This window comes from Thermoleptolyngbya sichuanensis A183 (assembly GCF_013177315.1).
Lineage (GTDB): Bacteria > Cyanobacteriota > Cyanobacteriia > Elainellales > Elainellaceae > Thermoleptolyngbya > Thermoleptolyngbya sichuanensis.
In genome coordinates this window covers 5,274,521-5,301,067 of the sequence record NZ_CP053661.1, presented here as the reverse complement: position 1 = coordinate 5,301,067, position 26,547 = coordinate 5,274,521, and the positions used below count along the sequence as shown (strand labels likewise).

The 26,547-nt window shown below is 57.3% G+C and carries 21 protein-coding genes and 1 pseudogene; 12 read left to right on the top strand and 10 right to left on the bottom strand.

What is annotated here, in order from left to right; genetic code table 11:
* Nucleotides 1-9 precede the first annotated feature (9 nt).
* From urtB to urtE, 4 genes are all read left to right on the top strand, one after another.
* Nucleotides 10-1,167: an urea ABC transporter permease subunit UrtB gene (gene urtB / locus HPC62_RS22005; RefSeq protein WP_172358531.1), complete on the top strand. Its 1,158-nt coding sequence runs from the start codon at nucleotides 10-12 to the stop codon at nucleotides 1,165-1,167.
* 104 nt (nucleotides 1,168-1,271) lie between these two features.
* Nucleotides 1,272-2,438 carry an urea ABC transporter permease subunit UrtC gene (gene urtC / locus HPC62_RS22000; protein ID WP_172358530.1) on the top strand — a complete coding sequence of 389 codons (1,167 nt, stop codon included), beginning with the start codon at nucleotides 1,272-1,274 and terminating at the stop codon, nucleotides 2,436-2,438.
* Nucleotides 2,413-3,222, top strand: a complete 810-nt coding sequence (urtD, locus tag HPC62_RS21995; protein ID WP_172358529.1) for an urea ABC transporter ATP-binding protein UrtD — start codon at nucleotides 2,413-2,415, stop codon at nucleotides 3,220-3,222. Before urtC ends, urtD begins: the two co-directional genes overlap by 26 nt.
* A 166-nt stretch (nucleotides 3,223-3,388) precedes the next feature.
* Entirely contained in the window at nucleotides 3,389-4,093 is a 705-nt protein-coding gene (gene urtE, locus HPC62_RS21990) for an urea ABC transporter ATP-binding subunit UrtE (protein ID WP_172359113.1), read from the top strand.
* A 128-nt stretch (nucleotides 4,094-4,221) separates the two neighbouring features.
* On the opposite strand, the pseudogene HPC62_RS21985 reads toward urtE, so the two are convergent.
* Nucleotides 4,222-4,464: pseudogene (locus HPC62_RS21985) on the bottom strand (hypothetical protein); the annotation flags it as partial.
* A gap of 603 nt (nucleotides 4,465-5,067) precedes the next feature.
* Between HPC62_RS21985 and HPC62_RS21980 the strand changes: the two are divergent.
* The gene (locus HPC62_RS21980) at nucleotides 5,068-5,364 is read left to right on the top strand and encodes a hypothetical protein (protein ID WP_225906797.1); all 297 of its coding nucleotides are present in this window, start codon (nucleotides 5,068-5,070) and stop codon (nucleotides 5,362-5,364) included.
* Nucleotides 5,365-5,479: 115 nt separating this feature from the next.
* On the opposite strand, the gene gcvP is transcribed toward HPC62_RS21980, so the two are convergent.
* Nucleotides 5,480-8,506: an aminomethyl-transferring glycine dehydrogenase gene (gene gcvP, locus HPC62_RS21975; protein ID WP_225906798.1), complete on the bottom strand. Its 3,027-nt coding sequence runs from the start codon at nucleotides 8,504-8,506 to the stop codon at nucleotides 5,480-5,482.
* A gap of 663 nt (nucleotides 8,507-9,169) precedes the next feature.
* Here gcvP and HPC62_RS21970 point away from each other — a divergent pair.
* Nucleotides 9,170-9,871, top strand: coding sequence for a hypothetical protein (locus tag HPC62_RS21970; protein ID WP_172358527.1), 702 nt, complete (start codon nucleotides 9,170-9,172; stop codon nucleotides 9,869-9,871).
* Here the strand turns inward: HPC62_RS21970 and HPC62_RS21965 are convergent.
* Entirely contained in the window at nucleotides 9,777-10,946 is a 1,170-nt protein-coding gene (locus tag HPC62_RS21965) for an extracellular solute-binding protein (RefSeq protein ID WP_172358526.1), read from the bottom strand. The genes HPC62_RS21970 and HPC62_RS21965 overlap by 95 nt on opposite strands.
* A 957-nt stretch (nucleotides 10,947-11,903) precedes the next feature.
* On the opposite strand from HPC62_RS21965, the gene HPC62_RS21960 reads away from it, so the two are divergent.
* Together HPC62_RS21960 and HPC62_RS21955 are read left to right on the top strand one after the other, a co-directional pair.
* Nucleotides 11,904-12,416 carry a porin family protein gene (locus tag HPC62_RS21960; RefSeq protein WP_172358525.1) on the top strand — a complete coding sequence of 171 codons (513 nt, stop codon included), beginning with the start codon at nucleotides 11,904-11,906 and terminating at the stop codon, nucleotides 12,414-12,416.
* A gap of 305 nt (nucleotides 12,417-12,721) precedes the next feature.
* A complete protein-coding gene (locus tag HPC62_RS21955) occupies nucleotides 12,722-13,348 on the top strand; it encodes a DedA family protein (RefSeq protein ID WP_172358524.1) in 627 nt (208 codons plus the stop codon).
* Between the two features lie 117 nt (nucleotides 13,349-13,465).
* On the opposite strand, the gene HPC62_RS21945 is transcribed toward HPC62_RS21955, so the two are convergent.
* The 4 genes from HPC62_RS21945 to petN all read right to left on the bottom strand — a co-directional run bounded on the left by HPC62_RS21945 (nucleotide 13,466) and on the right by petN (nucleotide 17,100).
* A complete protein-coding gene (locus HPC62_RS21945; protein WP_068510234.1) occupies nucleotides 13,466-13,867 on the bottom strand; it encodes a response regulator in 402 nt (133 codons plus the stop codon).
* A 625-nt stretch (nucleotides 13,868-14,492) separates the two neighbouring features.
* The gene (locus HPC62_RS21940; protein WP_172358523.1) at nucleotides 14,493-16,427 is read right to left on the bottom strand and encodes a primary-amine oxidase; all 1,935 of its coding nucleotides are present in this window, start codon (nucleotides 16,425-16,427) and stop codon (nucleotides 14,493-14,495) included.
* Between the two features lie 355 nt (nucleotides 16,428-16,782).
* Complete coding sequence (locus HPC62_RS21935) at nucleotides 16,783-16,950, bottom strand: hypothetical protein (RefSeq protein WP_172358522.1); 168 nt, start codon at nucleotides 16,948-16,950, stop codon at nucleotides 16,783-16,785.
* 60 nt (nucleotides 16,951-17,010) lie between these two features.
* Nucleotides 17,011-17,100 carry a cytochrome b6-f complex subunit PetN gene (petN, locus tag HPC62_RS21930; protein ID WP_068510235.1) on the bottom strand — a complete coding sequence of 30 codons (90 nt, stop codon included), beginning with the start codon at nucleotides 17,098-17,100 and terminating at the stop codon, nucleotides 17,011-17,013.
* Nucleotides 17,101-17,375: 275 nt separating this feature from the next.
* On the opposite strand from petN, the gene HPC62_RS21925 reads away from it, so the two are divergent.
* The 4 genes from HPC62_RS21925 to HPC62_RS21910 all read left to right on the top strand — a co-directional run bounded on the left by HPC62_RS21925 (nucleotide 17,376) and on the right by HPC62_RS21910 (nucleotide 23,451).
* The gene (locus tag HPC62_RS21925; protein WP_172358521.1) at nucleotides 17,376-18,599 is read left to right on the top strand and encodes a TonB family protein; all 1,224 of its coding nucleotides are present in this window, start codon (nucleotides 17,376-17,378) and stop codon (nucleotides 18,597-18,599) included.
* 74 nt (nucleotides 18,600-18,673) lie between these two features.
* Nucleotides 18,674-20,191 (top strand): J domain-containing protein, encoded by a 1,518-nt coding sequence (locus HPC62_RS21920; RefSeq protein WP_172358520.1) that lies wholly within the window; start codon nucleotides 18,674-18,676, stop codon nucleotides 20,189-20,191.
* 134 nt (nucleotides 20,192-20,325) lie between these two features.
* A complete protein-coding gene (locus HPC62_RS21915; protein ID WP_172358519.1) occupies nucleotides 20,326-22,857 on the top strand; it encodes an endonuclease MutS2 in 2,532 nt (843 codons plus the stop codon).
* Nucleotides 22,858-22,896: 39 nt separating this feature from the next.
* Nucleotides 22,897-23,451: a Uma2 family endonuclease gene (locus HPC62_RS21910; RefSeq protein ID WP_172358518.1), complete on the top strand. Its 555-nt coding sequence runs from the start codon at nucleotides 22,897-22,899 to the stop codon at nucleotides 23,449-23,451.
* 48 nt (nucleotides 23,452-23,499) lie between these two features.
* On the opposite strand, the gene dapB is transcribed toward HPC62_RS21910, so the two are convergent.
* The 3 genes from dapB to HPC62_RS21895 all read right to left on the bottom strand — a co-directional run bounded on the left by dapB (nucleotide 23,500) and on the right by HPC62_RS21895 (nucleotide 26,529).
* On the bottom strand, nucleotides 23,500-24,339 hold the full coding sequence (gene dapB / locus HPC62_RS21905; RefSeq protein ID WP_225906799.1) for a 4-hydroxy-tetrahydrodipicolinate reductase: 840 nt from the start codon (nucleotides 24,337-24,339) through the stop codon (nucleotides 23,500-23,502).
* Between the two features lie 42 nt (nucleotides 24,340-24,381).
* The gene (locus HPC62_RS21900; protein ID WP_172358517.1) at nucleotides 24,382-25,728 is read right to left on the bottom strand and encodes a sensor histidine kinase; all 1,347 of its coding nucleotides are present in this window, start codon (nucleotides 25,726-25,728) and stop codon (nucleotides 24,382-24,384) included.
* 594 nt (nucleotides 25,729-26,322) lie between these two features.
* Complete coding sequence (locus HPC62_RS21895) at nucleotides 26,323-26,529, bottom strand: hypothetical protein (protein WP_172358516.1); 207 nt, start codon at nucleotides 26,527-26,529, stop codon at nucleotides 26,323-26,325.
* Between the last annotated feature and the right edge of the window lie 18 nt (nucleotides 26,530-26,547).

Below are 26,547 nucleotides of genomic sequence, written 5' to 3'. Positions count from 1 at the left end.
AGAGGGCCTGTGGTTGCGAGTATTTTGGACGGTATTTTTAACGGAGTCAGCATTGGCTCGATCCTGCTGCTGGCGGCGCTGGGGCTGGCAATCGTGTTTGGCTTGATGGGCGTGATCAACATGGCCCACGGCGAGCTGATGATGCTTGGCGCTTATACGACCTTCGTGGTGCAGAATGCGTTCAGGGCAATCGGTGGGCCGCTGTTTGAGGCTTATATCTTTTTTGCGCTGATAGCGGCGTTTATTGTCGCGGCGCTGGTGGGGCTGCTGCTGGAGCGGGGCGTGATTCGCTATCTCTACGGGCGACCGCTAGAAACGCTCCTGGCAACTTGGGGCGTGAGCCTGATTTTGCAGCAGTTCGTCCGCAGTGTGAACTGGGTACTGGTGTTTGGTCTAATTCTGTTTTGTGTTTTGTATTTTGGCGGACAGTGGATTGCCAAGCGTCGTCCTGATTTTGAGCGGATTCAGGGCTGGGCAACGGCTCTGCTGCTGGCGCTGTCGGGGGCGATCGCCCTTGTCGCGAGCAACCTCCTTGCCAGAACCTACGGGCTAGCCGTGACACAACCCTGGTTTGGCGCACAAAACAAAGACGTGACCGCACCCGCTTGGCTGCGCGGTGGTATTCCCCTGGGCAACTACCAGCTTCCCTACACACGCCTATTCATCATGGTGCTGACGGTGCTGTGTGTGCTGGGGGTCTACTGGTTTCTGAACCGCACGGCTTGGGGGCTGCGGATTCGCGCTGTCACCCAAAACCGCAACATGAGCGCCTGTCTGGGCATTCCCACCCGCACTGTGGACGCGCTCACGTTTGCCTTGGGGTCGGGGCTGGCGGGTATCGCTGGGTGCGCCCTCAGCCTGCTGGGTTCTGTTGGCCCCAACACGGGGCAAAACTACATCGTGAATACGTTCATGGTGGTGGTTGTGGGCGGCGTAGGCAAGCTGATTGGCACGATTGTCGGCGCGATGGCAATTGGCATTACGGACTACATTATTGGCACGGGGATGCTGGCAAACTTGACCAATATCCCGTTTATCAAGGACTTTTTCACCTTTTTCGCCACCACCAGCATGGCAAAGGTAATGGTGTTTGCGCTAATCGTCCTGTTTCTCCAGTTTCGTCCGGCAGGGATGTTCCCGCAGAAAGGACGCACGGTGGATGCCTAGCCATGCAATCTGGTCTGGCTCTGCACCAATTCTCGTTGCCGTTACCTGAGCAATGTTTGTCTGCCTCTGCACCGATTCTTGTTGCCGTTACCTGAGCAATCCTCATGGCCGTTGACACTTTTGTTCCCAATCGCACCGTAAACCTGGCAAAGCGGCGATCGCTCTTGATAGAAATTGCCATCGTCGCGGCGATCGCCCTGTTCCTCATCTTCGCGCTGCCGTGGATGATTTCTGCCTTTCGCCTTAACCTGATGGGTCGATTCTTGGCGCTGGCGATTGTTGCCCTCGGTATTGACCTAATCTGGGGCTTCACCGGGCTGCTCAGCTTGGGTCACGGCATTTTCTTCACGCTGGGCGGCTATGCCCTGGCCATGCACCTAAAGCTGCCCCAGCCGCCAGGAAGCGGGCTTCCAGATTTCATGTCGCTTTACGGAGTCAGCGAGTTGCCCTGGTTCTGGCGACCGTTTTACTCTGCGCCTTTTTCCATGATGGCGATCGCCGTCATTCCCGCCATCATTGCCGGACTGCTGGGCTACGTCATCTTCCGAAACCGGATTCGCGGCGTGTATTTTTCCATCCTGACGCAAGCCGCCACGATTATCTTTTTCAACTTCTTCAACGGTCAGCAAAAGCTGTTCAACGGAACCAACGGCTTGACCGATTTTCGGTCGGTTTTTGGATTGCCTGTGAAGGACAACCGGACGCAGTACATTCTCTACATCATCACCATCCTGTTCGTTGTGGCGGCCTACGCCCTGTGTCGATGGCTGACCAGCGGCCGGTTTGGTCGCCTTCTGGTGGCCATCCGTGACGATGAAAGTCGCGTTCGATTTACGGGCTATAACCCAACGGGGTTCAAGATCCTGGTGTTTGCTGTGTCTGGTGCGCTGGCCGGAATCGCGGGTGCTCTGTTCACGCTGCAATCGGGCATTGTGTCGCCAAACACGATGAACATTGCCTTCTCGATTGAAATGGTGATTTGGGTCGCAGTCGGCGGCCGCGCAACGCTGGTGGGCGCAATTTTGGGCGCAGTGGTTGTGAACCTAGCCAAAAGCCTGCTGAGCGAAAAGTTTCCCGATTTTTGGCTATTTTTCCAGGGCGGTTTGTTTTTGCTGGTGGTGCTGCTGTTGCCCAGCGGCATTATCGGCTGGCTCCGCACCAGCGGCGTGAACCTTTACAAGCAGCTCACCGGGCAAACTCGCCTATCTACCTACCCAAGCCTAGAGGAAGACCCAGAGGTTGAATATGAACGAAAAAATCTTGGAGATTGACGACCTTACCGTTAGCTTCGACGGCTTTAAGGCACTCAATCATCTTAACTTCAGCCTCGACAAGGGCGAACTGCGCGTCATCATCGGCCCTAACGGTGCAGGCAAGACGACCTTTCTCGACATCATTACGGGAAAAACCAAGCCCACCGAAGGACAGGTGCGCTTCAAAGGTCGGAATCTGCGTCCCTACGCTGAGCATGAAATCGCGCAAATGGGCGTGGGGCGGAAGTTTCAAACGCCACGAGTGTACCTGAACCTGTCCACCCGCGAAAACCTAGAGCTAGCCGCCAACCGCCAAAAGTCCGTCATTCACACCCTGTTTCGCAAGACGCTAAACGTTGAGCGGCGAACGGTCGCGGAACTGCTGGAAACCATTGGCCTGTCACACAAAGCGGATATGAAAGCGAATCTGCTGTCGCACGGCGAAAAGCAGTGGCTAGAAATTGGCATGTTGGTGGCTCAATCCCCCGATTTGCTGCTAGTAGACGAACCCGTGGCCGGGCTGACGGACGAAGAAACGGAACGCACGGGTGAACTGCTGCTGTCCTTGGCCGAGAGCCATTCGATCATCGTAATCGAACATGACATGGAATTCGTTCGCCAAATTGCCAGAGGCACAGTCACCGTGCTGCACCAGGGTTCCGTCCTCTGTGAAGGCACCATCGACGAAGTGCAGTCTGACCCCCGCGTGATCGAAGTTTATCTGGGTCAAGAAATCCATGCCGATGGCCCCATCAGCCTGCAAGACACCGAAGAACTGCTAGAAGTCGTCGAAGGCGTGTAGGGCAGGAATCAGGCCTCCGAAGTCAGAAATGCGGCTCGGAATCTGCCCTGTTCCACCACACCAATCCGCCATCGCGCCAATACTCCCTTATCCCTTTCCCTCTGCCATCATGAGCCAAACCAACTCTGCTGTCGCCTACGAAGCGCCTGCCGTTTCCGATGACGCTATGCTCCGCGTATCGGGGCTGAATGTGTATTATGGCGAGAGCCACATCTTGCGGAATGTGGATCTCACCGTGCCACGGGGACAGATGGTGTGCTTGATTGGGCGCAACGGCGTGGGCAAGACGACCCTGCTGAAGACCATCATGGGCCTGCTAAAGCCGCGCAGTGGGAATATCACATTCGATGGGCGATCGCTCTTAGAACGGACTCCTGACCAGCGGGCGCGACTGGGCATTGGCTACGTTCCGCAGGGGCGCGAGGTGATTCCCCGGTTGACGGTGCAGGAAAACCTGCTGCTGGGGCGCGAAGCAAGGGCAGAAAAAGCTGGGCGCAGTACCAACCAGGTTCCCGACTATATCTACGATCTGTTTCCTGTGCTAAAGACCATGCTGGATCGGATGGGCGGCGACCTGTCAGGCGGGCAGCAGCAACAGTTGGCGATCGCCCGCGCCCTCATGGGTAAGCCCAAACTCCTGGTGCTGGACGAACCCACCGAAGGCATTCAGCCCTCTATCATCCTGGATATCGAAAACGCCGTGCGCCAGATCGTTGCCTCCACAGGGATTTCGGTTCTTTTAGTGGAGCAGCATTTGCATTTTGTGCGTCAGGCCGACCGCTACTACGCCATGCAAAAGGGCGGCATCGTCGCCTCTGGCCCGACTAGCGAACTGAGCAACGACGTGATCCAGCAATTCCTGGCCGTGTAATGGCGTGTCGTGTCACGGCGCGATGTCTAACGTTCAATCTGCCGCCATCCCCCAACCCCTGCTCCCAGGTCGGGAGGCGGGGAGCAAGAGGGGCTGGAAGTCCCTACGCAAACCCAAACGCTCAGCGGCTAATCGACTCGCTCTAGCTGCCAGAGAATCTGGTTCCCTTCGCGGCGCACGCGAGAGACGACCCAGTTGCGCCAGACCCAGTGATCGCCCCGCCCGGTAACAGCGCTGGCGTTGACATCCATCAGGTCGGCCAGTTCGGCGCTGGTAATCAGATATCCACTGCTGGCGATCGCATCGGCCATTTGCAGCGTTTCGACAGTATTGCGAAGCTGAGCAACCCGCACCTCGCGGGGCAAATTGTCGCTGGTATCTACGCTGGAGGAAATCGACGAAAGATTAGAGTCCACGGTGAGTTCAGCGGAATGCGTTAGGACAGCCAACATGCACAGCAAAGCAACAGTTCAATTCACAGCACAACAGTTCAATTCACAGCAATTCACAGATTCATTAAAGCACTCTCCTAGAAAAACAGATTGCAAACTGTAATGCAATGTTGAGTTTCGCTGCGAATCTAGAATACAAACCTTCAGAAAAGCGTCCCATCTAGAGAAAGCATCCCATCCAGAGCCACACATCGAGCGATTTCGAGCCAAAAAGCAGATGCCAGATTCCTTTACACTCCGTAGCAAATTTCTGCTTGCGCCGATCAGGGGTATCCACTACAATCGCCCATCAAGCTGTGATTTTTCCAACTTCCGCAGCTTGCTTCACTCCCCGAAAATTTGGCCGGTTCGTCGTTTACGGCATTGGTAGATGTTGACGCACCTACCAACGCCTGACCCCAGGACAGTAGGGGCTGTCTCAGGGCTTTGCCTATTGTATGGCCGCCTTGAAACCTGCTTTGCGTCGTTTGGGCGGCCATCTTTTCGGGGTTTCCCTACCTCGTTTCCTGGAGGAAACCCCAAATGCTGACAATTCAATACACCTGGTCGTCCCCATTCTCGGAGGCGACCCAGTTTTCGCTGCCCCCGCTCACCTGCGAACTGCCCCACCGTCGCCGTCTGCGCCACTGCATCATCGGCCTGCCCGAAGATGCCCAGATGGCGATTGACCGTCTGCACCTGCTCCGCTACGCCGAACGCTTCGAGTGGACTCGTGCCCTCGACCTTCCACCCCACGGCATCGTCCTCGACGGTCGCCCCGGCGAAGTGCTGCGCTACCTCCACCGTGAAGTACGGAGCAATTCTGGCGCAAACGAGTAAGAACAGGTAAGGAGGATTTTGGGTTTTGGATTTTAGCAGGGTATCTCCTCAATCCAAAATCCAAAATCCCCAATCTAAAATTCCCCCATTCGATGGCGCGATGGATCTAATAAGCCTAATAAGCGTCCATCGGCAGGCAGGAGCAGACTAAGTTGCGATCGCCATAGGCGTTGTCAATCCGTCCTACTGCGGGCCAGAACTTGTTCTCCCGTGTCCAGGCGGTGGGGTAGGCAGCCCGCTCCCGCGAGTAGGGGCGGTTCCATTCGTCGCTGAGCAAGATGGCAGCGGGGTGGGGCGCGTTTTTCAGCAGGTTATTGTCTTGGGGAACCTTGCCGTCTTCAATCTCGCGGATTTCTTCGCGGATAGCGATCATCGCATCGCAGAAGCGATCCAGTTCCGCCAGCGACTCGCTCTCGGTCGGCTCTACCATGATCGTCCCCCCCACGGGCCAGGACATGGTGGGCGGGTGAAACCCGTAGTCGATCAGCCGCTTGGCAACGTCTTCCACCTCCACGCCAGCCGTCTTCTTGAACTGGCGCAGGTCAAGGATGCACTCGTGGGCCACCAGCCCGTTTTCGCCCTTATACAGCACGGAGTAATGTCCCTCCAGCCGCTTGGCGATGTAGTTGGCGCTGAGGATGGCGACCTGGGTGGCGCGAGTCAAGCCAGCCGTGCCCATCAGGCGGATATAGACCCAGGAAATGGGCAGGATGCTGCTGCTGCCCCAGGGTGCGGCGGAAACCGAACCGACGCTGCTGGAGCCACCCATCGGCACGACGGGATGGCTGGGCAAGAAAGGAACCAGATGCGCCGCTACGCCAATCGGGCCCATGCCGGGGCCGCCGCCGCCGTGGGGAATGCAGAAGGTCTTGTGCAGGTTCAAATGGCATACGTCTGCGCCAAAGTCGGCTGGACGGCACAATCCCACCTGGGCGTTCATGTTGGCTCCGTCCATGTAGACCTGGCCGCCGTAGGCATGAACAATGTCGCAGATTTCCCGAATCGCCGCCTCAAAGACCCCGTGGGTAGAGGGATACGTCACCATCAGCGCTGCCAGATCGGCCTGGTGCTTCTCTGCCTTGGTTCGCAAATCCGCCACGTCGATGTTGCCTTCGCTGTCGCAGGCGACGGGCACCACCTTCATGCCAGACATGACGGCGCTGGCGGGGTTGGTGCCGTGGGCCGATTCGGGAATCAGGCAGACCGTGCGATGTGCATCTCCCCGGCTGAGGTGATATTGGCGAATGACTAGCAGCCCTGCATATTCGCCTTGGGACCCAGCGTTGGGCTGGAGTGAGATGCCCGCAAAACCCGTAATTTCCTTGAGCATGTCCTCAAGCTGCTGGAACAGGACTTGATAGCCCTGGGCCTGATCCAGCGGCACAAAGGGATGAAGCTGGCCAAACTCCGCCCAGGTGACGGGCAGCATTTCGGAGGTGGCGTTCAGCTTCATGGTGCAGGAGCCGAGGGGAATCATCGCCGTGGCTAGGGACAAGTCCTTGAGCTGGAGGCGATACATATAACGGAGGAGTTCGGTTTCGGAGTGGTAGCGGTGGAAAACGGGATGGGTGAGGTAAGGGCTGGTGCGGGAGAGGGGGCTGGGGATCTGAGGGTTTTGCTCCGCAGCGCTGACGTGAGGGGGATTCGGCAGGGAAGGTGTTGGGGAACTGGGGGCGAAGACTTGGAGGAGATCCTGGAGGTCGGCGGGGGTGGTGGTTTCGTCGAGGCTGATGCCGAGGGTGGTGGGGTCGATGCGGCGGAGGTTAATCCGGTGGGCGATCGCCCTTTCCAGAATCACTCCAGCATCCGGCACCGTCACCCGCAGCGTGTCGAAAAAGGGTTCGCTGCCCAGTTCATAGCCCTGTGCTTTCAGACCTTCTGCTAACGCAGCGGTGAACTGGTGAATGCGCGTGGCGATACGCTTCAGTCCGTCGGGGCCGTGGTAGACGGCGTACATGCTGGCAATGATGGCCAGCAGCACTTGGGCAGTGCAGATGTTGCTGGTGGCTTTGTCGCGGCGGATATGCTGCTCGCGGGTTTGCAGGGCGAGACGCAGGGCGGGCTGGCCCGTCGCGTCTTTGGATACGCCGACGAGACGACCCGGAATCTGCCGCTTGAAGGCTTCTTTGGTGGCGAAGTAGGCCGCGTGGGGGCCGCCATAGCCGAGGGGCACACCAAAGCGCTGGGTGCTGCCGACGGCGATATCTGCGCCAAATTCTCCCGGCGGTTTCAGCAGCGTCAGGCTGAGCAGGTCGGCGGCCACAGTGGCGATCGCCCCTTCTGCGTGGGCCCGCTCAATAAACGCTGTGTAGTCGTAAATCGCGCCGTCCGTCGCCGGATATTGCAGCAGCACGCCAAAGACGGGTGTGGAGAAATCGAACGTGCGGTGGTCGCCCACCAAAACGTCGATGCCCAGCGGCCGGGCGCGGGTCTGCACCACTTCAATCGTCTGGGGATGGCAGGCTTGCGACACCCAAAATGTCTTGCTCTTGCCCTTGTGCTGCCCATAGCTGAGGGTCATCGCCTCGGCAGCGGCCGTGCCCTCATCCAGCAGCGAGGCATTGGCAATTTCCAGCCCCGTCAGGTCGATCACCATTGTCTGAAAGTTCAGCAGCGCCTCCAGGCGACCCTGGGCAATTTCGGGCTGGTAGGGCGTGTATTGCGTATACCAGCCGGGGTTTTCCAGAATATTGCGCTGAATGACTGGCGGCGTGATGGTGTTGGCATAGCCCATGCCGATGAAGGAGCGGAAAAGCTGATTTTGAGCGGCGATCGCCCTCAGTTCCTTTAGCAACTCGTACTCGCTCTGCCCTGCGCCCAGGTTCAGCGGCTGCTGGAGCCGGATAGCTGTGGGTACGGCCCGATCGATTAGTTCTTCCAAAGACCCCAAGCCCAGCGTCGCCAGCATGGATTGCACCTCTGTGTCCGACGGCCCAATATGCCGCTGCACAAAGTCATCCGCAGCCGTAAACCCATCGACCTCTGCGTTCCCCGCACGATTCGCGAAGCGATCCCTGCGGAAATCGCCCGATTGCCCGCCATCTGCCTCTGCTCTGTTCTCAATCCCTGTGGACAGAGTTCCGGCGACCTCGCCGTTGGAAATTGAGCCAGCGTTATCCATCGACACTTGAGAATTGGTCAAAGTTTCAGGCGACATAGACAGCAGCAGAGGGTGAGTTTGAGGATAAAAATCGAAGAGAGCTTGGGAAAACAGACTAGATAAACAGACCGACAGACCTTACCGATTCGTTCAGGAGGATTCAGAAGCGCCGCCTCATGGATAGACAGTCGATAGATAGTCGCCCGAAGACAGTTGCCTAGAGACAGCCGCCTAGAGACAGTCGCCTAAAGACAGTCACCTGAAGACAGCCGCCCAAACAGACGAGGCACTGGGGTTATGACGCTGCTACTTATGACGCTGCTACTCCTGAGTTCCCATTTCTCTAAGACGTATTCTAGTAATCTTAAGGGATGTTAAGAAAATCGCCCATCGCTCCGTCGGGTCGCGGCCTGGTTCATCCGGCCTCTGGCTCTGGGTCATCCGATCGGATGATGTATTTTTCCTGGACTTGCCGATTAAATCGGTTTGGGTGAACATAGGAAGAATTCATAGGAAGAACTCACAACCTCAAGTCAGGAAAGCCGAACTCTGGCTGGCTCTTTCTAGTCGGCTGATATCACATAGGCTGATATCGTACTGGCTGATGTCGCATTGGTCGATGTCGCACCAAAGCAGCAGACATAAGGGCCCGTCAGCACTAGGTTATGAGGCACTTGGAGCAAACTGTGAACATGGCAAGTGAACATGGCAAATAGACGGGCAAGCGGGCAATTCCCCCAGGCATGGCTTCGCGAATCGCACTGGATGGGTGTTGGTGCAAAAGCAGGGTTGAGCGTGGGTCTGGTTGCAGGGTTGATGGGTGGGGCGATCGCCGTCCATGCAGTTCCCCAGTCCGACGCGCCCGCAGCAACCCGCACAGCAGCGGCCGCCTCCGACGACATGACCCGTCTGCTGCTGAGCGAACCCCCGGATTTATCGCTAGCGCAACCGGGCGCGATTTTGCCCGATCCGGAAATGATTACCGCAAACACCATTTCCCAAGAAGGACTGACGCTGCCTAGCCTGTGGTGGGTGCGTGACCAGTTTGGAGAACAGCTTTTGGAAACTTGGTTGGTCTATCCTGCCCGCGAAGACTCGCCCCAGCGAGTGGAGCTAGTCGTTAACCCGCAAGTGTGGAGCATCTATAACTATATGGAGCGCTACACGTTTGTAAACCAATTTGGCGCGTCTGCCAGCACCTATGGCTACAGCACCCGCGTCTTTGACCGCCAGGGTAACCTGCTGGCGGCTTATCTGTGCGATTTTTCGGGTGTGGCATTGGGCCAGGCAGAGGGACGGCGAGACTGCGACATCATGCTGCGCTCCGACGGGATTGCTGGGCTGACGGGTCGGCCCACGCCTGCCGCGGCAACGCCGACCACGCCTGCCGAAATTGGGCAGCGCTAGCGGGCGACAGCGGCAAGAGAAATTCGCTTTTCTGCAAAATGGACTCGGCAGGCAGCCGTAGCTCACGGTTTCGCAAGTCCGCAGGCAAGTCCGACGCATCTAGCGCAAAAATGGGCGATGCAGCGGCCGTTTGCAGCGACAGGCGGGTTGCGGTTTCTGGCTGCCAGCAAAAGTCGATCCACTGGGCCAGTGCAGATTCGGCGATCGCCCCCGGATCGGACTCTGTGGAGGGCGATCGCGCCGGACGCACCCACAAATCGCTAAACAGCATCGTGCCCGACGCGGGAATCACCGCCCCAATGCGCGGGTCGCCCTGCATCACGGGCAGAATGTCGGTCGTCCAGCCCACGGCGGCCCAGGTGTCGTCGATCAGCAGCGGCTGCAAATAATCGGTAGAACTGTAGAACTTGGTCTGGTCATCGAGGGCAGCCAGTTCATTCTGCAAATTCGGAACAGCCGCTAGGTTTGCTTCATTGACCGATCGACCCAGTTTCTTTAGCACCAGCCCCAGCACCGTGCGGGGGCTATCGGGCAGCGACAGCATTCCGGCTAGCTCTGGCCGCCATAGGTCTGCCCAGTCTCGCGGTTGCCAGCCCAGGGGGTCTAGCTTGTCCCTGCGAAAGGCGATCGCCACGCTGCCCCAGCGGTAGGGCGCACCCCACACCAGACCCGCAGCGCTCAGCGCACCCTGGCGATCGCGGGTTACCAAATCCTGCCAGGGCTTGGGCACTCGCTCCCAGCCAGGAATGGACGACACCTCCAGCGGCTGAATCAGCTTTTGCTGAATGGCCTCCGTCAGCCACGCATCACCCAGCGTCACCAGGTCGGCCGTCTGCGGCGACTCCGCCGTTTGCCAGGTTTCCAACTGCTCAACAATGCTGGCAAGCTGGGGGCGCGGCACAAAGCTCAGCGGTAGGGGCTGGCTGAGGGCGCTGCGGAATGCCTTCAAGACCTGCGGCGGCACCGAGTCTTCGAGAAACAACACCCGCAGCCCGTTGTCGCGGCGGCGGCATCCGCCCACTAGGGCCGCAAGCGCTACACTGCTGGAGCCAATGAGGAGCGATCGCCGCTTCATGCTAATCAGGGGTAAGAGGATAGAGAGAGGGTTGGACTCAGGGTACCAGTTGTTTCAGGATGTTAGCAGAATGTTAGGTCTCGTCGCTTCTCCACAAGTCAGAGAGCGATCGCCCCTTTTATCGTGTTGAGCAAGGATTGCAGCCCACCGCTGCCAATGTAGCGTTCCGAGTAGCGTTCCGACAGCGCTAATTCTTATAAATCTGGTTATGAATCTGGCAGAATCTTGCAGGCAATTCTTAGACATCAGGTGGACTGCAAAACACAAGTCAGATCAATCCTCCCGATTGCGCCAATAGATAAAATAGAAAGGAGTAGGGAATAAGAAAAGGACAGTCTTGAATTTCGGAGGAATGCCTGCGTCCTCTAAACCAACTGGCGTACCTTTTACTTATACGTTTCATAAGATTTCCATCCTTCTATTCTCTTGCGTTAGATGGATGATTCGTAGACGATTGCGGCCTTTCATTTCGGGAACAAAATGTAAGTTTATTCGTCTTTTGGTAAGACTTTTAAGCTGTCAGTTTTAGTTGTTTATATCTTTGAATAGATGCACCTAACTGATGGTCGCAAGGCTTGGAAGCTAATTTTCGTTTGGCGATCGCGCTCAGACTTGTGACAGTTTAATTAGCGAAACATAGATGGGGCGATCGCTCATTTTCTGGTTTTATAACTAAGATAGTTCAGACGCTAAAGGATTCTTTCTAAGTCTAAGGAACTTTTAAGACACAGACGAATTCTTTAAACCAGAACCTGCAATTCACCTGCTCTTGATGCCATCAGACTGAGATTGAAAGAGGTACAAAAGCGCCTTTTTGAGAAATCTTTCATCTCACGTTCTATGGTCGAGCATGAAGCGACTCTGATTCGATTACCTGGTCTGAATTCACCATAAGTGCAGTTTGCATTTATGCCGGATTGTTGCGCTCTCTTGTACGTTTTTGGGATGGAAAAACCTATGAAACTCTCTCTGAAATCGATTGCTACCGTTTCTGCTCTGTCGGCTGTTGCTGCGGTTCCCATGCTGCTCTCTGCCAGCCCTGCTTCGGCCCAAATGGCTGGCAACTACATCGGCGCGGGTATTGCTGCGGGCGTGACCGAAGATGCCGCTGGCGACACCTCCTTCGGGGCAAACGTTCAAGGACGCTTTGACGTGCCTGTAGCGCCTATCTCGGTGCGTGGTGCAGCGCTGATCAGTGATTCTGTGGCGCTCATGCCCCTGGTGACGTATGACATCGGCATTGCTCCTGGCGCTAACCTCTACGTCGGCGGCGGCTACTCTTTCGTGACGGATGAGGGCCGGTCTACCCCGCTGGGCGATCGCAGCGCTCCGGTGGCCACGGTGGGCGTGGAAGCCGCGATTCGTCGCAACATCGTCCTCTACGGTGACGCGAAGGTAGGCTTTGATGCATATCGAAACAGCAATGACGCTGCTGTCAGCCTGCAAGTTGGTGCAGCTTATCGGTTCTAGACTGCTGCATCGGGCACCGCTTGATTTGTAGCGTTGCAGCGACTAAGGCTAGAAACCATGACGCAGTGTGATGTTTAGGTTGAGATCTTAAGGTTGAGATCTAGTTGAGATCTAGCGGGATAGCTAGCAGTATTAGCGAACCGTGTCTGGTCGGGATCTCGCCTGAAGCTGAACTAAATCCTCCGGATATCCCCCCGAATTCCTATCGCACTGGGAAACGGGGGAATTTTCTTAATCATTGACACCCTCTCCGGCTTAAGTAAAGATCAAAAGGGTGTTCGTAAATCTTTGTGAAGGCTTCCCTCATGTCGCTTGAGCTGTTATCGCTAGAGGCCCTGGAAAATCTTGCACATGAGTATGGCTATTGGGTCGTGTTTTTGGGCATCATGCTCGAAAATACAGGTGTGCCGCTGCCAGGGGAGACAATTACGCTGGTGGGCGGGTTTTTGGCAGGCAGCGATGAGCTAAATTACTGGCTGGTCTTGGCCAGCGCAACGGCCGGGGCTGTGCTAGGCGACAATTTTGGCTACTGGATTGGATATTTTGGGGGCTGGCCGCTGCTGGTGCGGGCGGGTCGCGTGTTTCGCATTGAGGAATCCAGGCTGCTAGCAGTCCGCACGCAGTTTAGCGAGAATGCCGCTAGAGCCGTGATCTTTGGGCGATTTCTGGCGCTGCTGCGAATTTTTGCCGGGCCCCTAGCAGGCATTGCACAAATGCCCTATCCCCAGTTTTTGCTGTGCAACCTGATCGGGGCGCTGTCCTGGGCTTCGGTGATGGTGACGCTGGCTTTCTTTGTGGGGAAGCTGATTCCCCTGGAGCAATTGGTAACCATAGTGGGGCAGTTTGCGGTGGTGGCGCTGCTGCTGTTCTGTGCGGCGATCGCCCTCCCCATCTGGCTAGAACACCGCGCCAACCAGGAGCTTGAAGGCTAAGCCCAATCCATTCAGCCAGGTTTGGATTAGACAAGCCTGGATTAGACAAGTTTGGATCAGACAAGCCTGGATTAGACAAGCCTGGGTTAAAACAGTCTGGATTAGACATGCCTGAAGCTAGCTTGCAGAGCCGACGCTTTGCCGCGCCCAGGCCGACTGGACTAGCGACATCAGCACATCGGCCGTCAGCGGTTTAACCAGAAACCCATCAAAGCCCGGATTTTCTTCTTGATGTAGCCAACTGGGTGCGTGGTGATCGGTCAGCGTGACGATGGTGGTGTGGCGGGCGTTGGCGTTGTTGCGGAGTTGTTTCACCAACACTTCAGACCAGCGGCGATCGCCCCCCACCAAAATCACCAGAGACGGCGGCGATTGGCTGACCCGTAGCATCATCTGCACGGCTGAGTTCGTCACCACAACGGGACAGTGCAACCGAGCAAGCTGAGATTCCAGTCTGCGGAGTTCGTCGGACGGCTTATCCAACACCAAGACATAGCTCTGGTTGAGTTGCAGTTGCATGATTTTCCTCGGATACCCAAGCTTGGGATATCGGGTGTTGTCAAGTAACTATACTCCAGACTACAGTTCACGCAAAATCAGGCTCAAGCTCTTACCAGCAGGACGATGTAGTGATTAGTTTCTATCAGCGGCCTTCAATTTTTTTTAGGCTTTGACAATAGAAACTTGGCGATAGTTTTCAAGCCTTAACACAGCATTATCAAAAGACTTACAAGTTAACACCGATTTGACTACAGCGTTTTTGAAGCTAGTGAGGCATGAGATGGGGCAAAAGTCCTCGCCTGTCTGAGTTAGCACAGGCCTCACATCGCAAGAAAATGCTGTAACGGAGCTTTGAAGGGGATTAGATGAACGTCTTAGAGAGAATTTTAGGCGCTTTTTGTCTTGTTTCAAAGAGAGTTTCCTTAAAGGAAAATAGCAAAAGAAAAATGGTAATGATTCCTTCGCAATATTCTCCAAGAGTTGAATGATTTCTCACCCGTTTTATGGCGTTAGCCCCTTAGACGATTTCTCGCGAGACGATTTCTCGCGGACGCAGCCCAGGAGAAATCGTCTAGAACCCAGAGAGGTTATTGCAAGTGCGTATTGCAAGTTCGTATTGCAAGTGCGTAAGTCCCGGCCCGTTTTAATGACAAGCGTGCTTGGGCTCAGAGGGCGGCACGTCCAGCGCTGGGTTGCAATCAAAAAAGCCGACGGGCTTTAGCATAAAGCCAGAGTAGGCCGTGGGCATGACGGGCCAATCTTCAGGGCGGGGAATGTGGTGGTGTCCAAAGTTATACCAAACCACCACGTCGGTATTTTCGATCGAGCGATTGGCCTGCGTCCATTGGGGCAAGCCCTGGCTGCCGGGGTGCTGGTTGGGATAGTCGCCAGCGGGATAGCGCTCGGCCGGGTCGTAGGGCGTGACCCACAGGTGCTTGCCCATAAAGCCAGCCCGCTTCATGATAGGCGAGTCAGGATGGGCAAAGGGCAGCACGTTTTCTCCGGGCGCAAGCTTAAAGCCGACGGGTTGCCCCAGGCGGTTTGTGACGTTGGGGTTCACCACTTTCCAGTAGCGGGCAGTGAAGGGGTCGATCAGGCGTTGGGCCTGCTGCTCGGTTGCCAGCAGCGTTGAGACAGCATAGAACGCATTGCCCATTGGATTTTCGGGGCCCATCGGCTCGGCTTCGGTGTTGACTTCGTAAACAGAGTTGGCTGTGCCATCCAGGTCAAAGTCCAGCCGCATACAGAAAAAGTGCTGATGGTTGGTAGCGTTTAGCTCTGGGGCAACCAGCGTGCCATATTTCGGGGTATTCGCCAGCGCCGCGCAAAGCAGAATGCCCGTTAGCTTGACCTCAAACTGAATGCTGCCGTCCTGATAGAAGTACCAGAAAAAGGCGTATTCGTAGTTGTCTACCGTGGCGATGAAGGAAATGGCCAGACGGCGCGATCGCCGCACTTCCACGCTCTCCCTCCGCCAGTCGGTATGCTTCCAGAGCATTCCAAAGTCTTCTTCGTGCAAGCAGATGGCGTTTTCAATCACCGACACCTCGCCCCGGCTATTGGTCAGCACGCCGTCAAAATAGTAAATCTCGCCCACACAGTCGCAGCCCAGCTTGAGGGAATTGGCCAGCAGTCCCACGCCATGTTCGCCCACGTCAAAGGCGTTTTTGCGATAGTGCTGCGGGCGCGGGTCGCCATAGGGCACAACCATTTCTGCCATCGAAGCGCGATGGAGAATCGGCCGCAGCCGCCCCTGATCTTCGTAGCTGACGCAATACAGCACCAGCCCCTCGCGGGGGGTAAAGCCAATGCGAAAGTCCCATTTTTGCCAGCGGATGTGGTGCCCGTTGACCTGAAAGCTGGGCCCTTCGGGCTGAGTAATGTGCAGCGGCTTAATATCTTTGCGAAACTCTGGCATGAAGCGGGCTTCGTATTCCCCCGGCTCTGGCGGCACAGACACCACGCCCAGATCCTCGATGCGGATTAGCGCCATCTTGTTCAAATCCACCACGGGAATTAGCCCATCGATGGGGCGGGCGTAGGCATTGCTGTCGGGTGTGGCGCGGAGATAGCAGATGCAGCGTGAAAAGCGGATGCCCTTTTCGTGTTCAAAGCCAAAGTTGCCCGGTGCCCACGGATCGACCATCACCAGATCCAAGTCAGTGATGCCCCGCTTTGCCAGCGCTGCGTGAAAGTCGGGATGGGCCTTGACCACCGCTTCGCACTCCACCAGTTCGTCGGCCATGATGTTAGGCTGCACTCCCGGCACCTGCCTCCAGGAGGTGACATGCCCCTGGGTGAGGGAAACGATGGCCTCGTAGGTTTGCCCCGTGGCATTGTCCAGCAAGATAACGGCGACTTCTCGCTCAAAGCGATCGCCCGGTTGATAGGCCTGCACCAACGCCTTGGGCGGTTCATGTAGCGTCACCGAGGGAAACCGAAAACCGTCGCCCACGTTTTTTTGCTGCCGAAGCAGGGAAACCGCCTGGTTAATTTCAGCAGCGGTCAGCGGTTCTAAGGGATGCAATGCCCCTGCCTGAGGGTTAGGAGAAGTCAGCGTTTCGCGGGTTGTCGTCATACAAAGTTTGAAAGGGATTGAGAGTTCTAGATAGGGCTTTTCGCCTGAGCAAGCCATTGCTCGATAGCTCTATGGAAAGAAAGCGGCGGAAAGGACGCGCCTGGATGGCTATGCTCAATCTCTGAAGATAGCGAATCTGATTGAACCTTGTGGTGTGCGTTGTTGCGGAGCAGGGGGAGGTTTTGGGTTGGGGTCAATTCTTGAGCCACACGCCCCATACCCTCCAAAATTGCCAATCCAAACTCTAAAATCCAAAATCTAAAATCCCTCCAATGCGGCGGACAAAAATGCAAAAGAGCCAGACTGATGCAGGTCAACTGGCTCTTTTCGGAAGGTGAGGAATTGCTGAGTCTGGCTATCGGCTTCGCTTTTCGCGGTCTTGGCGACGGCGATCGCGCCATTCCACAGCCGTCAAATAAATCACCCCGCCCGTCACGCCGACCAGCAGCAGCGCCGCTAGCACCGCCAACACATTTAGCGGGGACAAACTCAGGGCAGACAGATCAAGCGTATCAAGGGTCATTGCAAAAATTGCAAAAATTGTGAATCTGGACGGAAGTCCTGGTCAATCCGGTTAGACCAGTTAGAAACCGTTGCGCCCCCAAACCACCAGCGAGATTGAAAACGTGAATAGAACCAGCAAAGAAACCCATCCCAACGTCAAAATATCCATAGCAAAATCTCAAACACAGCGGGTGCAAATGATTTCAAGCTCCTATTTTACGGCAAAAGGCCAGCATTCCTGAAGCCCCCTGCCAGCCAGGATGCAATCGGAAATTGGGGCGGTAACGGTCTGAACAGCGATTCCCCGTTCTCGATCGTGCTGCGTGATCTAGAAAAATTGGGTATTTCTGCGGAAAAAAGCCGTCAGATCGGCCGCATCCTGTGGTTTGATTACAGTAACTCGCAGATTTACAGGGCTTGCGCCTGGGCGGGGTGAGGAGCAGCATGAGCCGACTAAGGCGCTATCGGTCGCGGGTGATGACGCGCCAACGCAAGCATTTGGTCTTATACGTCACGGCGGCGGCGGCGTTTCATGCGGGTGCGGTGACCGCAGGCTGGGTCGCGTGGCAACTGCCGGAGCCGCCACAGGTCGAGCCGCCCAGCCCTGCCCAGCCGATCGAGTTTGTTTACCTGGATGCTCCTGAAACGGGAGCGGTAGAAGCTGCGCTGCGCCGCGCCCAAGTGTCTCAGAAAGCGACTGGCGAAAAGGTGGACGTTTTACCTACCAATGCGGGCAAGGCTGTGGAGTTTCAGAAGGATGCGGTGACGCTGGCAGGCAGCAAGGGGACTGCGCTGGATGAAGGAACTGCGGCGATCGCCCCCGCGGAAGATCAGTCCGAAAAAGCCCTGCTGCAACCCGCTGCCCATGCCAGCCGCCCAGCGATCGCTCCTGCCGCGCCTGCCCCGGCTCCCAGCCCGATTCGTGAAGCGATCCCTGCGGAAATTGCCCCATCCGCTGCTCCGGCTCCCCGCCCGCCCACCCCTCCCCCGCCCGTTGCCTCTCCCAGCCCTGCGGCTACGCCAGTGGCGGCGACTCCGGCGGCTCCGCCCCCCAACGGTTTGCCCGCGCTGAGTCCGGCTCCCTTTGTGCCGCCAGAACCGATTCCCGCGCCCCTGGCCCGGCCGCCATTGCCGCCACCCCAGCCGCTCTGGGAAGCCGCACTGCCGCCCCCGCCAGACTTTTCGCCTGTCTCGCCTCAGCCGCCCCAGCCCTTGCCGGAAGTGGTCGTTGCTGGCAACCCTGCGGCTGCACCGCCTCCACCAGGTCAGGGACTAGACGGCATCGCCAACCCAGACCGCACGACGGCCAATCCGCTTGCCAATCCGCCCGGACTCTCCGCCCAGCGCGACCCTGCGTGGGGCGAGTACGTTAACCAACTCAACCGGGACGTGCAGGAAGTTTGGCAGCAAGTGCCCATCGATCGCCCCTACCGCGTGATTGTTCGGCTCACCCTAGATCGCGCAGGCAACCTGCTCGACTTGCAGCTTGCGGAACCCTCTGGCTTTGCCGATGCCGATGCTGCTGCGATCGCCGCTGTGCAGCAGTCCGCCCCGTTTGAGCCGTTTCCTGTCACCGCCACGCGCGATCGCATCCGCGTCAACCTCACGTTTAACTACAATTTGGTGGAACCAGGAGCGGCGGCCCGCGATCCAGGCGCTAAAGAATGAGTCTATTTGCCGCCTGAAGCCCGAAAGCCGCCGCCTAAAAACCTAAAAACCTGACACTCGCTAAGATTCAAAGCATGAATCCTAAATCGCTGCGGGTGACGACCGCGATTAAATCCGAGCATCTGGAAGGGGCGATCGCCGATCTGGCGGGGCGCTATTTGCGGGCGACCAAAAGTGGGGCGCGAGTGGTGACGCAGCCGACGGAGTTTCCCGTTTCGTCCTACTGTGTGCCACTGTTGGACGATTGGCACAGCGGCAAGGTGGGCTATACGCCAGGCAGCATCACGCTGGTCTTTAGCGGCGGAAGGCTAGACGAGGCAGCCGACCTGCTGATTTACAAGCCGGAGGGGGGCGATCGCCTGCTCTATGGCAACCCGTCTGCCAGCCGCCGCGAGTCGCAATTGCCGCTGCCACTGGGCAGTGTGACTGACAACCCCGCACAAGCCAGTGCAGGAAAGGGCGATCGCCCCCGATCGGGAGCAGCCTCCGATGACCTGGGACGGCAAGTGCAGGCCCTCAGCGATATTTTGGTGGAATTGACCGAACATCAGCGGGCGGTAGAAAGTCGCTTGCGGGAGAGGGCAGGCAGCGTCGTAGACAGCGCTTCAAACAGTGCTTCAAACAGTGCTTCAAACAGTGTTTCAAACAGCGCTTCAAACGGTTCCGCCGACGGACTTTCTGCCTCGCAAATTCAAAAACTGCTGGAGGCCCAGGCAGCCAGCTTTGCCCAGATGCTTGCTAGCCAGATAGCCGCCACCACGCGCCACATTGGGCAACGGCTCGACCAGATTCAGACGCAGCTTGAGCAAATCCAGGCCCAGCTTGACCTGCCCGAAGAGTTGGCCGACCCGCAGACCGAGGCAGACTGGCAGCAGCGCATCCAGGTGACTTGGGGCACAGTGGGTGACTATGAGCAATACAGCGCTAGCCACCGTGAAGCCAACGCCGAAACGCCCCTGTTCCACACGCCGGATTGGGTAGCGTTGTGCGAGTTGGACTGGGCTCGGCGGCTGCATCCCGTGTTGGCACAACTGCACCAGATGATCCACGGTGAGGAGGGCATTGGCTATGCTGGGGCGGACGTGTTGCAGCAGTTTGGCTGTCATGTTGATGCACGCACGGGCGATCGCTATTACATCTACAAGCTGGGCGGGTTCAGCGCCTACGACGCGCTCTGGCAAACGGCGACACACCCCCAGCAATCCTGGCTGCCCGCATTGCAGCGCCTCCGCAAAAAAGCCGCCCGCTTCCCCGATGTGTTTCACTTGTTTGGCTGGGAACCAGAGGCGATCGCCGCCCTCGATACCGTGGTCGAGCGGCTGTTGCGAGAAAAACAGTCGGCGGGGCAACACTCGGCCGGTTCGAGCTATGGCAGTCCCAACTATGCCAAGCGCCCCGGCAACACGATTCCTGACTATTTAGCGCTGCTGAATCTGGGCCCGTTTACGCCGCTCACCCCCGAATCGCTCAAACGCGCCTACAAACAGGCGATGAAAACGGCACACCCCGACACGGGGGGCAGCAAGGAACTGGCCCAGCGGGTGAATGAAGCCTACGAAGCGGTGCTGCGGCATTACTTTCCTAGTGCTTGAACCCGGTGTTAGAGGTATTTACCTGTTGCATTCGGAGTGCCCGTTGGGAGAATTGGCCTGGCTCCGTTGGGCGAAATTGCTGACACGCTCTAGATCCTTGATAATTGGGAATAGTCTCCAGCCCTGAGCCGCAATTGATCCAAGCTGAAACCCTCAATCTGTTGGAATGGCCGCGCCTGTGCCAGCATCTCGCCACCTTTGCGGCGACGAAGTTGGGCGCGAGAGTCGCGCAAGATCTGCGAATTCCCGATACCCTGGTCGAGAGTGAGGCGCTGCTGGCGCAAACCCGCGAGGTCTATCAGCTTGAAACCACGCTGCCAGTTTCGCTCAGCTTTGAGGGCATTCAGGACATTGGCGACGCGCTGGAGCGGGCTGCACTGCAAGGCATCTTGAGCGGAGACGACTTGTTGGCGATCGCCACTACGCTTTCTGGCGCACGCACCCTCCGCCGCACGATTGACCAATATCCCGACCTGACCACGCTCAATGCCCTGGTTGCAGACCTCCGCACCTATCCCGAACTGGAGCAGGACATCCACCGCTGCATCGACGAGCGCGGCCGGGTTATGGACCGCGCCAGTGCCAAATTGGGCGGCATCCGCGAGCAGCTTAAGCAGCAGCGCGATCGCATTTATCAAATCTTGCAAGGCATTTTGCAGCGCCACGGCAACGCCGTGCAGGAAGCGCTGATTACTCAGCGGGGCGATCGCTTTGTGCTGCCTGTCAAATCCTCCCACAAGGACATCATCCCCGGCATCGTCCACGACACCTCCACCAGCGGCGCAACGCTTTATGTAGAGCCAAACGCCATCGTCAGCCACGGCAACCAGCTTCGGCAGCTTCTTAAACAAGAGCAGGTGGAAGAAGAAGCCGTCCGCCGCGCCCTCAGCGAACAGGTTGCAGACGTTCACGAAGATTTAGAAAGACTGCTGGCGATCGCCACCACCCTTGACCTGGCCACCGCCCGCACCCGCTATTCCCTCTGGCTCGGCGCAAATCCCCCGCGTTTTGTGGAATTCGGGAGCCAGGAATCTGGGGCCTCCGCCAACGGCTCTGCGTCTGCGGTTGCCCCAATTACCCTCCGCCAACTCCGCCACCCGCTCCTCATCTGGCAGCATCAGCACGAGCAGGGGCCGGCCGTCGTGCCGATCGATCTGGTCATTCAGCCCCAGATCCGCGTCGTCGCCATCACCGGCCCCAACACGGGCGGCAAAACCGTGACGCTGAAAACGCTCGGACTGGCGGCGCTGATGGCAAAAGTGGGGCTATTCGTTCCTGCCCGCGAACCCGTGGAATTGCCCTGGTTTCACCAAGTCTTGGCCGACATCGGCGACGAACAATCGCTTCAGCAGAGCCTTTCGACCTTTTCCGGACACATTCGCCGGATTGGGCGGATTCTGGCGGCGTTGCAGCAGGATGAGGCGGAGAGCGATGGTGGGATAACGCCGTTGAGTGAGGACGAGCCGTTCCCCCATGCCCCAACGCCCTCCCTCGTCCTCCTCGACGAAGTGGGCGCAGGGACTGACCCCTCAGAAGGCAGCGCGCTGGCGATCGCCCTCCTCCGCTACTTAGCCGATCACGCCGCCTTAACCGTTGCCACGACCCACTACGGCGAACTGAAGGCGCTGAAGTATCAAGACGAGCGCTTCGAGAATGCCTCGGTGGAATTTGACGATGTGACGCTATCTCCCACCTATCGGCTGCTGTGGGGCATTCCTGGTCGTTCAAATGCACTGGCGATCGCCCAGCGGCTCGGCCTCAACCCGGCAATCGTGGAGGCGGCCCGGGCGCAGATCGGCGCAGGCTCCGAGAGCGACGTAAACCGCGTGATTGCCGGACTGGAGCAGCAGCGCCGCCAGCAGGAGGAAAAGACCCAATCCGCAGAGCAACTGATTCGGGAAACCGAGCGGCTGCACCAGGAGATCTTGCGGCGGGCGGAGACGCTGCGGCAGCGCGAACGGGAACTGCAACAGCAGCAGGAAGAGGCAGTGCAGGCGGCGATCGCCCAGGCTAAAGCTGAAATTGCTAGGGTAATTCGCCAACTCCAGCGCGGCCCCGAAACGGCCCAGACCGCCCAGCAGGCCACCGAAGCCCTGAACGAGCTGGCCGAGCGTCACTTGCCCTCGCGTCAGGCCCCGCCCAAGCCGAAGCCTGGGTTTCGCCCCAAGGTGGGCGATCGCGTCCGCATTCCCCGGTTGGGCCAGGTTGCCGAAGTGCTGACCCATCCCGACGACAGCGGCGAATTCACCGTCCGCTTTGGGCTGATGAAGATGACCGTTTCTCTGGCGGATGTGGAATCGCTGCAAGGGGAAAAAGCAGAACTGCCCGCCAGGGAGCAGGGGGCGGCCGCCAAGGCCCAGAGCGCAGAAAAGAAGCGACCGCCAGAGAAATCTGCGGAAGAAAAGCCGACCGAAGCCCCCGCGATTCGCACGTCAAAGAACACCCTCGACCTGCGGGGCAGCCGGGTGGCAGATGCAGAAATTGAGCTAGAACGGGCGATCGCCAGCGCCCAGCCGGGCCCCCTGTGGATTATCCACGGCCACGGCACGGGCAAGCTGCGGCAGGGGGTTCATGCATTTCTGAAAGAGCATCCCCAGGTGTCGCGCTTTGAGGCGGCAGAGCAGGCAGACGGCGGCTCTGGCGTGACGGTCGCCTATATAGAATGAAGACGAGCCTGGAACTCACTGAACGCCAAGGAGTTGCCGATGTCTCTGACGGTGAAAGACCTAGAAGCCTTACAAGCCAAACTGGGCAGTGACTATCGGATGGAGCTTGTAGACGGGAAGATTACGGTCATGAGTCCGTCGGGCTATGAGTCGGATGAAGTTGCCTTTCGGTTTGGTCGTCGTCTGGCAGATTGGGTAGAGCCAAATCGCCTAGGTCGGGTGACGGGTTCTAGCGCTGGGTTTACGCTGCCCGATTCCAACACCCGCGCCCCGGATGTGTCGTTTGTCAGGGCTGAGCGACTGCGCCGTGCCCCGCGCAACTTTGCCCCGGTTGCCCCTGACCTAATGGTAGAGGTCAAGTCACCCAGCGATACGGTGGAAGAGTTGGAACGTAAGATTGCAAATTTTTTGGCCCAGGGAACGCAGGTTGGAATTTTGATTAACCCTGAAGACTCGACGGTGAGGGTGTTTCAGTCTGGCAAGGAGCCGATAATCCTGCGGAATGGAGATGTGCTGACGCTGCCAGATTTGCTGCCGGGATGGTCGGTGGCGATCGCCGAACTCTGGTCGCCCGTGTTTGACGAGGAACCGTAGCGGTGCCGATTTTGCTAATATGACCCAATGCGATCGCCCTTTGCCTTGCTACAACACCTTTTCCAGCCCATAGACCAGTGACTTCAACTCCAGCACCTTGCGGATACAGAGCAGCACACCGGGCATATAGGACGCGCGATCGCTCGTGTCGTGGCGCAGGGTATAAAGCTGGCCGGGTGCGCCAAAGATGACTTCTTGATGGGCAATTAAACCGGGGAGCCGGACGCTGTGGATGCGGATGCCGTCTTCGGTTTGACTGCCGCGTGCGCCGGGCAGTTTCTCGGTTTCATCAACAGTTGGCGGATTGAAGGCTTTGCCAAATTCTGCTAAAAGCTGCGCCGTTTGAATCGCTGTGCCGCTGGGCGCGTCGGCTTTTTGGTTGTGATGCAGCTCGATAATTTCCACATGGTCGAAATAGCGCGATGCCTGCACGGCCGCCTGCTGCATCAGCACCACCCCAATCGAGAAATTGGGAATCACCAGACAGCCGATGCTGGCTTTGTCGGCAAAGTCTGCCAGATCGTTAAGTTGCTCCACGCTCAGCCCCGTCGTGCCAATTACCGGACGCACCCCGTAGGCGATCGCCGCCCGCGCATTTTCGTACACCACATCAGGATGGGTAAAATCCACCATCACAGCGGGCTGCTTTTCCTGCGATGCCAGTGCCAGCGTCCCCTGCATGTCGTTGAGAATTGGCACCTCCAGCGGGCCGCAGCCTGCCACCTCGCCCACGTCCTGCCCAATCCGGTCTGGGTTGCGGGCCAGCGCCCCCACCAGGGTCATGTCTTTGCTAGCGGCGATCGCCTTGATGGTTTCGCGCCCCATCTTGCCCGTCGCGCCATTTACCACGACCGGAATCGGAGCCTGTGTCATCGGAGCCTGCGTCATAGCCAAACGGTTCTCTGCTCAACATTTGGCATTGTATAGCGGTTAGGGATTTCTCGCTGCGGTGCGCGTTGACTCTGGGGCAACGAATGACTGTCTTAGCGGAATCTGAATTAAGAAAGTTGTGCCCTGCCCTGTGTCGGACTGGCAAATCAGTTGCCCACGATGTTTTTCTGTGACGATTTGATGGCTAATGGCCAACCCCAGTCCGGTTCCTTTGCCGAGTGGCTTGGTGGTATAAAACGCTTCATAAATTTGGGCTTGCACCGCTTTGGGAATGCCGGGGCCATTGTCCGCAATGCAGATTTCAACCTGCTTCGCAGCATTGTCCGGTTCAATCAGGCGTGTGCAGATCTTGATGACAGGTGCTTTGTCTTGAAGCGTTCGCTCTAGCGTGCTTGATTGATTGGCTTGATGAGTCTCATAGACTTCTTCTAGCGCGTCGATTGCGTTGCTCAAGATGTTCATAAACACTTGATTGAGCTGTCCCGCATAGCATTCCACTTTGGGCAGATCGCCATACTCGCGCACCACCTGAATGCAGGGGCGATCGCCCTTTGGTTTGAGGCGATGCTGCAAGATCATCAGCGTACTGTCGATGCCGTCGTGAAGATTCACGGGCTTCATTTCCGCTTCGTCTACGCGAGAAAAGTTCCGCAGCGACAGCACAATCTGGCGAATCCGGTCTGCGCCAATCTGCATCGAGGAAAGGGTCTTGGGCAGGTCGCCCTCGATAAACTCCAGATCGCTCTCGGCTAAGACCTCTGCCACAGCGGGCGCAGGTTGGGGAACCGTTTCTCGATACAGCGCCAGCAAATTGAGCAATTCCTGCGTATAGCTGCTGACGTGATTGATGTTGCCGTAGATAAAATTAACGGGATTGTTGATTTCGTGAGCAATGCCCGACACAAGCTGTCCGAGGTTAGAAAGCTTTTCCGCCTGGATGAGGCGCGACTGGGTACTCTGAAGCTCTCGCAGCGCCCGTTCTAGCTCTCGATTCGCCGCTTCTAGCTTGGCTGGACTGGGCAGCGCCAACGCCTGAGGAATCAGCGGCACTAGCTCTATCGCCGTATAAATCGAAATGATAGCCGTGAACGCTTTCACCACACCCGACAGCCAGTAGTTTGGATGCCAAATCGTCCAGATATCCATCAGATGTCCTATGCCGCAAGCGATGATGAACGCTCCAAACAACACAAACATCCAGTTAAACGGAACATCTCTGCGCTTGGCGATGAAGTAAAGGAGCAAGGCGGGAATCGAGAAATAAGCTAGGGCGATCGCCGCATTCGACGCAACATGTAACCACACCAGCCAGGGTTGCCACAGATAACAGTGCCCGTGGGGAATATAGCCCTGCGAACCGAAAAGCGTATGCATCAGGTTGGTCATACGTTTGGATGATTGGGTCAGGTGAGAGGCGAAGTTTGAAGCAATCTTCAAGAGCGCTACTTGAGAATGCCCACCCCTCCATCTGAGCTAACATCCTGTCGTTATCAGGGCAAAACATGAATTTACCCTGTCTGAGAGGGATTTCTGCTTTGGGATTGCACTGCTTTGGGATTGCACGGAGGGGGCGATCGCCATCTCAAAAGCAAGGCTACAAAACACGACTGGTTGCAGAATTGCGCTCGTGACCTACAGGAACCTCATTGAAAGAGGGTCGGAGTTGTGACTCACCCCCGACCCTCTAGTTCAAGCTTGTGATCTCCTAGGCCCTGTTTTAAAGCTTTTTAGGTCATTGATTGCTCTGAGTCGATCCCCCTCCTTAAAAAGGGGGACTTCCGGAGTGGCTCGGTTCGGTTCCCCCCTTGTTAAGGGGGGCTAGGGGGGATCAAAGGGTTTTAAAACTGGGTCTGGAAGACTCTCTGTACGATGTCTGGGAGCCTCCGACCCTCCAGTTCAAGCGTGTGATCTCCTAGCTCATCTCTCTTAGCGCATCTGTAGATCACCTGCTGTGCGTATCCTCTACTCGCTGGTCGACTTTTAATCGGCGACCCGGAGCAAGCCCATTTGCAGGCGATCCAGCACGATGCGGATATGACGGAGATCTTCCATGCCCAGATACAGATCCGACATCATCACCTGATGCAGCATTTGCTCGTCTTCACGGGTGATTTTGCCCGTCGCCACAATCCGGTTGGCAACATCCCCAATCCCATGTTCTGTGGAGAACCCTGCTTGCGTCTTCATGGAAACTCAACAAAAGTA

Bases quoted from the DNA above. Each gene is read 5' to 3' on its own strand.
- urtC (WP_172358530.1), top strand. From the start codon at position 1,272: ATGGCCGTTGACACTTTTGTTCCCAATCGCACCGTAAACCTGGCAAAG.
- urtD (WP_172358529.1), top strand. From the start codon at position 2,413: ATGAACGAAAAAATCTTGGAGATTGACGACCTTACCGTTAGCTTCGAC.
- urtE (WP_172359113.1), top strand. From the start codon at position 3,389: ATGCTCCGCGTATCGGGGCTGAATGTGTATTATGGCGAGAGCCACATC.
- HPC62_RS21980 (WP_225906797.1), top strand. From the start codon at position 5,068: ATGCTGACAATTCAATACACCTGGTCGTCCCCATTCTCGGAGGCGACC.
- HPC62_RS21970 (WP_172358527.1), top strand. From the start codon at position 9,170: ATGGCAAATAGACGGGCAAGCGGGCAATTCCCCCAGGCATGGCTTCGC.
- HPC62_RS21965 (WP_172358526.1), bottom strand. From the start codon at position 10,946: ATGAAGCGGCGATCGCTCCTCATTGGCTCCAGCAGTGTAGCGCTTGCG.
- HPC62_RS21960 (WP_172358525.1), top strand. From the start codon at position 11,904: ATGAAACTCTCTCTGAAATCGATTGCTACCGTTTCTGCTCTGTCGGCT.
- HPC62_RS21955 (WP_172358524.1), top strand. From the start codon at position 12,722: ATGTCGCTTGAGCTGTTATCGCTAGAGGCCCTGGAAAATCTTGCACAT.
- HPC62_RS21945 (WP_068510234.1), bottom strand. From the start codon at position 13,867: ATGCAACTGCAACTCAACCAGAGCTATGTCTTGGTGTTGGATAAGCCG.
- HPC62_RS21940 (WP_172358523.1), bottom strand. From the start codon at position 16,427: ATGACGACAACCCGCGAAACGCTGACTTCTCCTAACCCTCAGGCAGGG.
- HPC62_RS21935 (WP_172358522.1), bottom strand. From the start codon at position 16,950: ATGACCCTTGATACGCTTGATCTGTCTGCCCTGAGTTTGTCCCCGCTA.
- petN (WP_068510235.1), bottom strand. From the start codon at position 17,100: ATGGATATTTTGACGTTGGGATGGGTTTCTTTGCTGGTTCTATTCACG.
- HPC62_RS21925 (WP_172358521.1), top strand. From the start codon at position 17,376: ATGAGCCGACTAAGGCGCTATCGGTCGCGGGTGATGACGCGCCAACGC.
- HPC62_RS21920 (WP_172358520.1), top strand. From the start codon at position 18,674: ATGAATCCTAAATCGCTGCGGGTGACGACCGCGATTAAATCCGAGCAT.
- HPC62_RS21910 (WP_172358518.1), top strand. From the start codon at position 22,897: ATGTCTCTGACGGTGAAAGACCTAGAAGCCTTACAAGCCAAACTGGGC.
- dapB (WP_225906799.1), bottom strand. From the start codon at position 24,339: ATGACGCAGGCTCCGATGACACAGGCTCCGATTCCGGTCGTGGTAAAT.
- HPC62_RS21900 (WP_172358517.1), bottom strand. From the start codon at position 25,728: ATGACCAACCTGATGCATACGCTTTTCGGTTCGCAGGGCTATATTCCC.
- HPC62_RS21895 (WP_172358516.1), bottom strand. From the start codon at position 26,529: ATGAAGACGCAAGCAGGGTTCTCCACAGAACATGGGATTGGGGATGTT.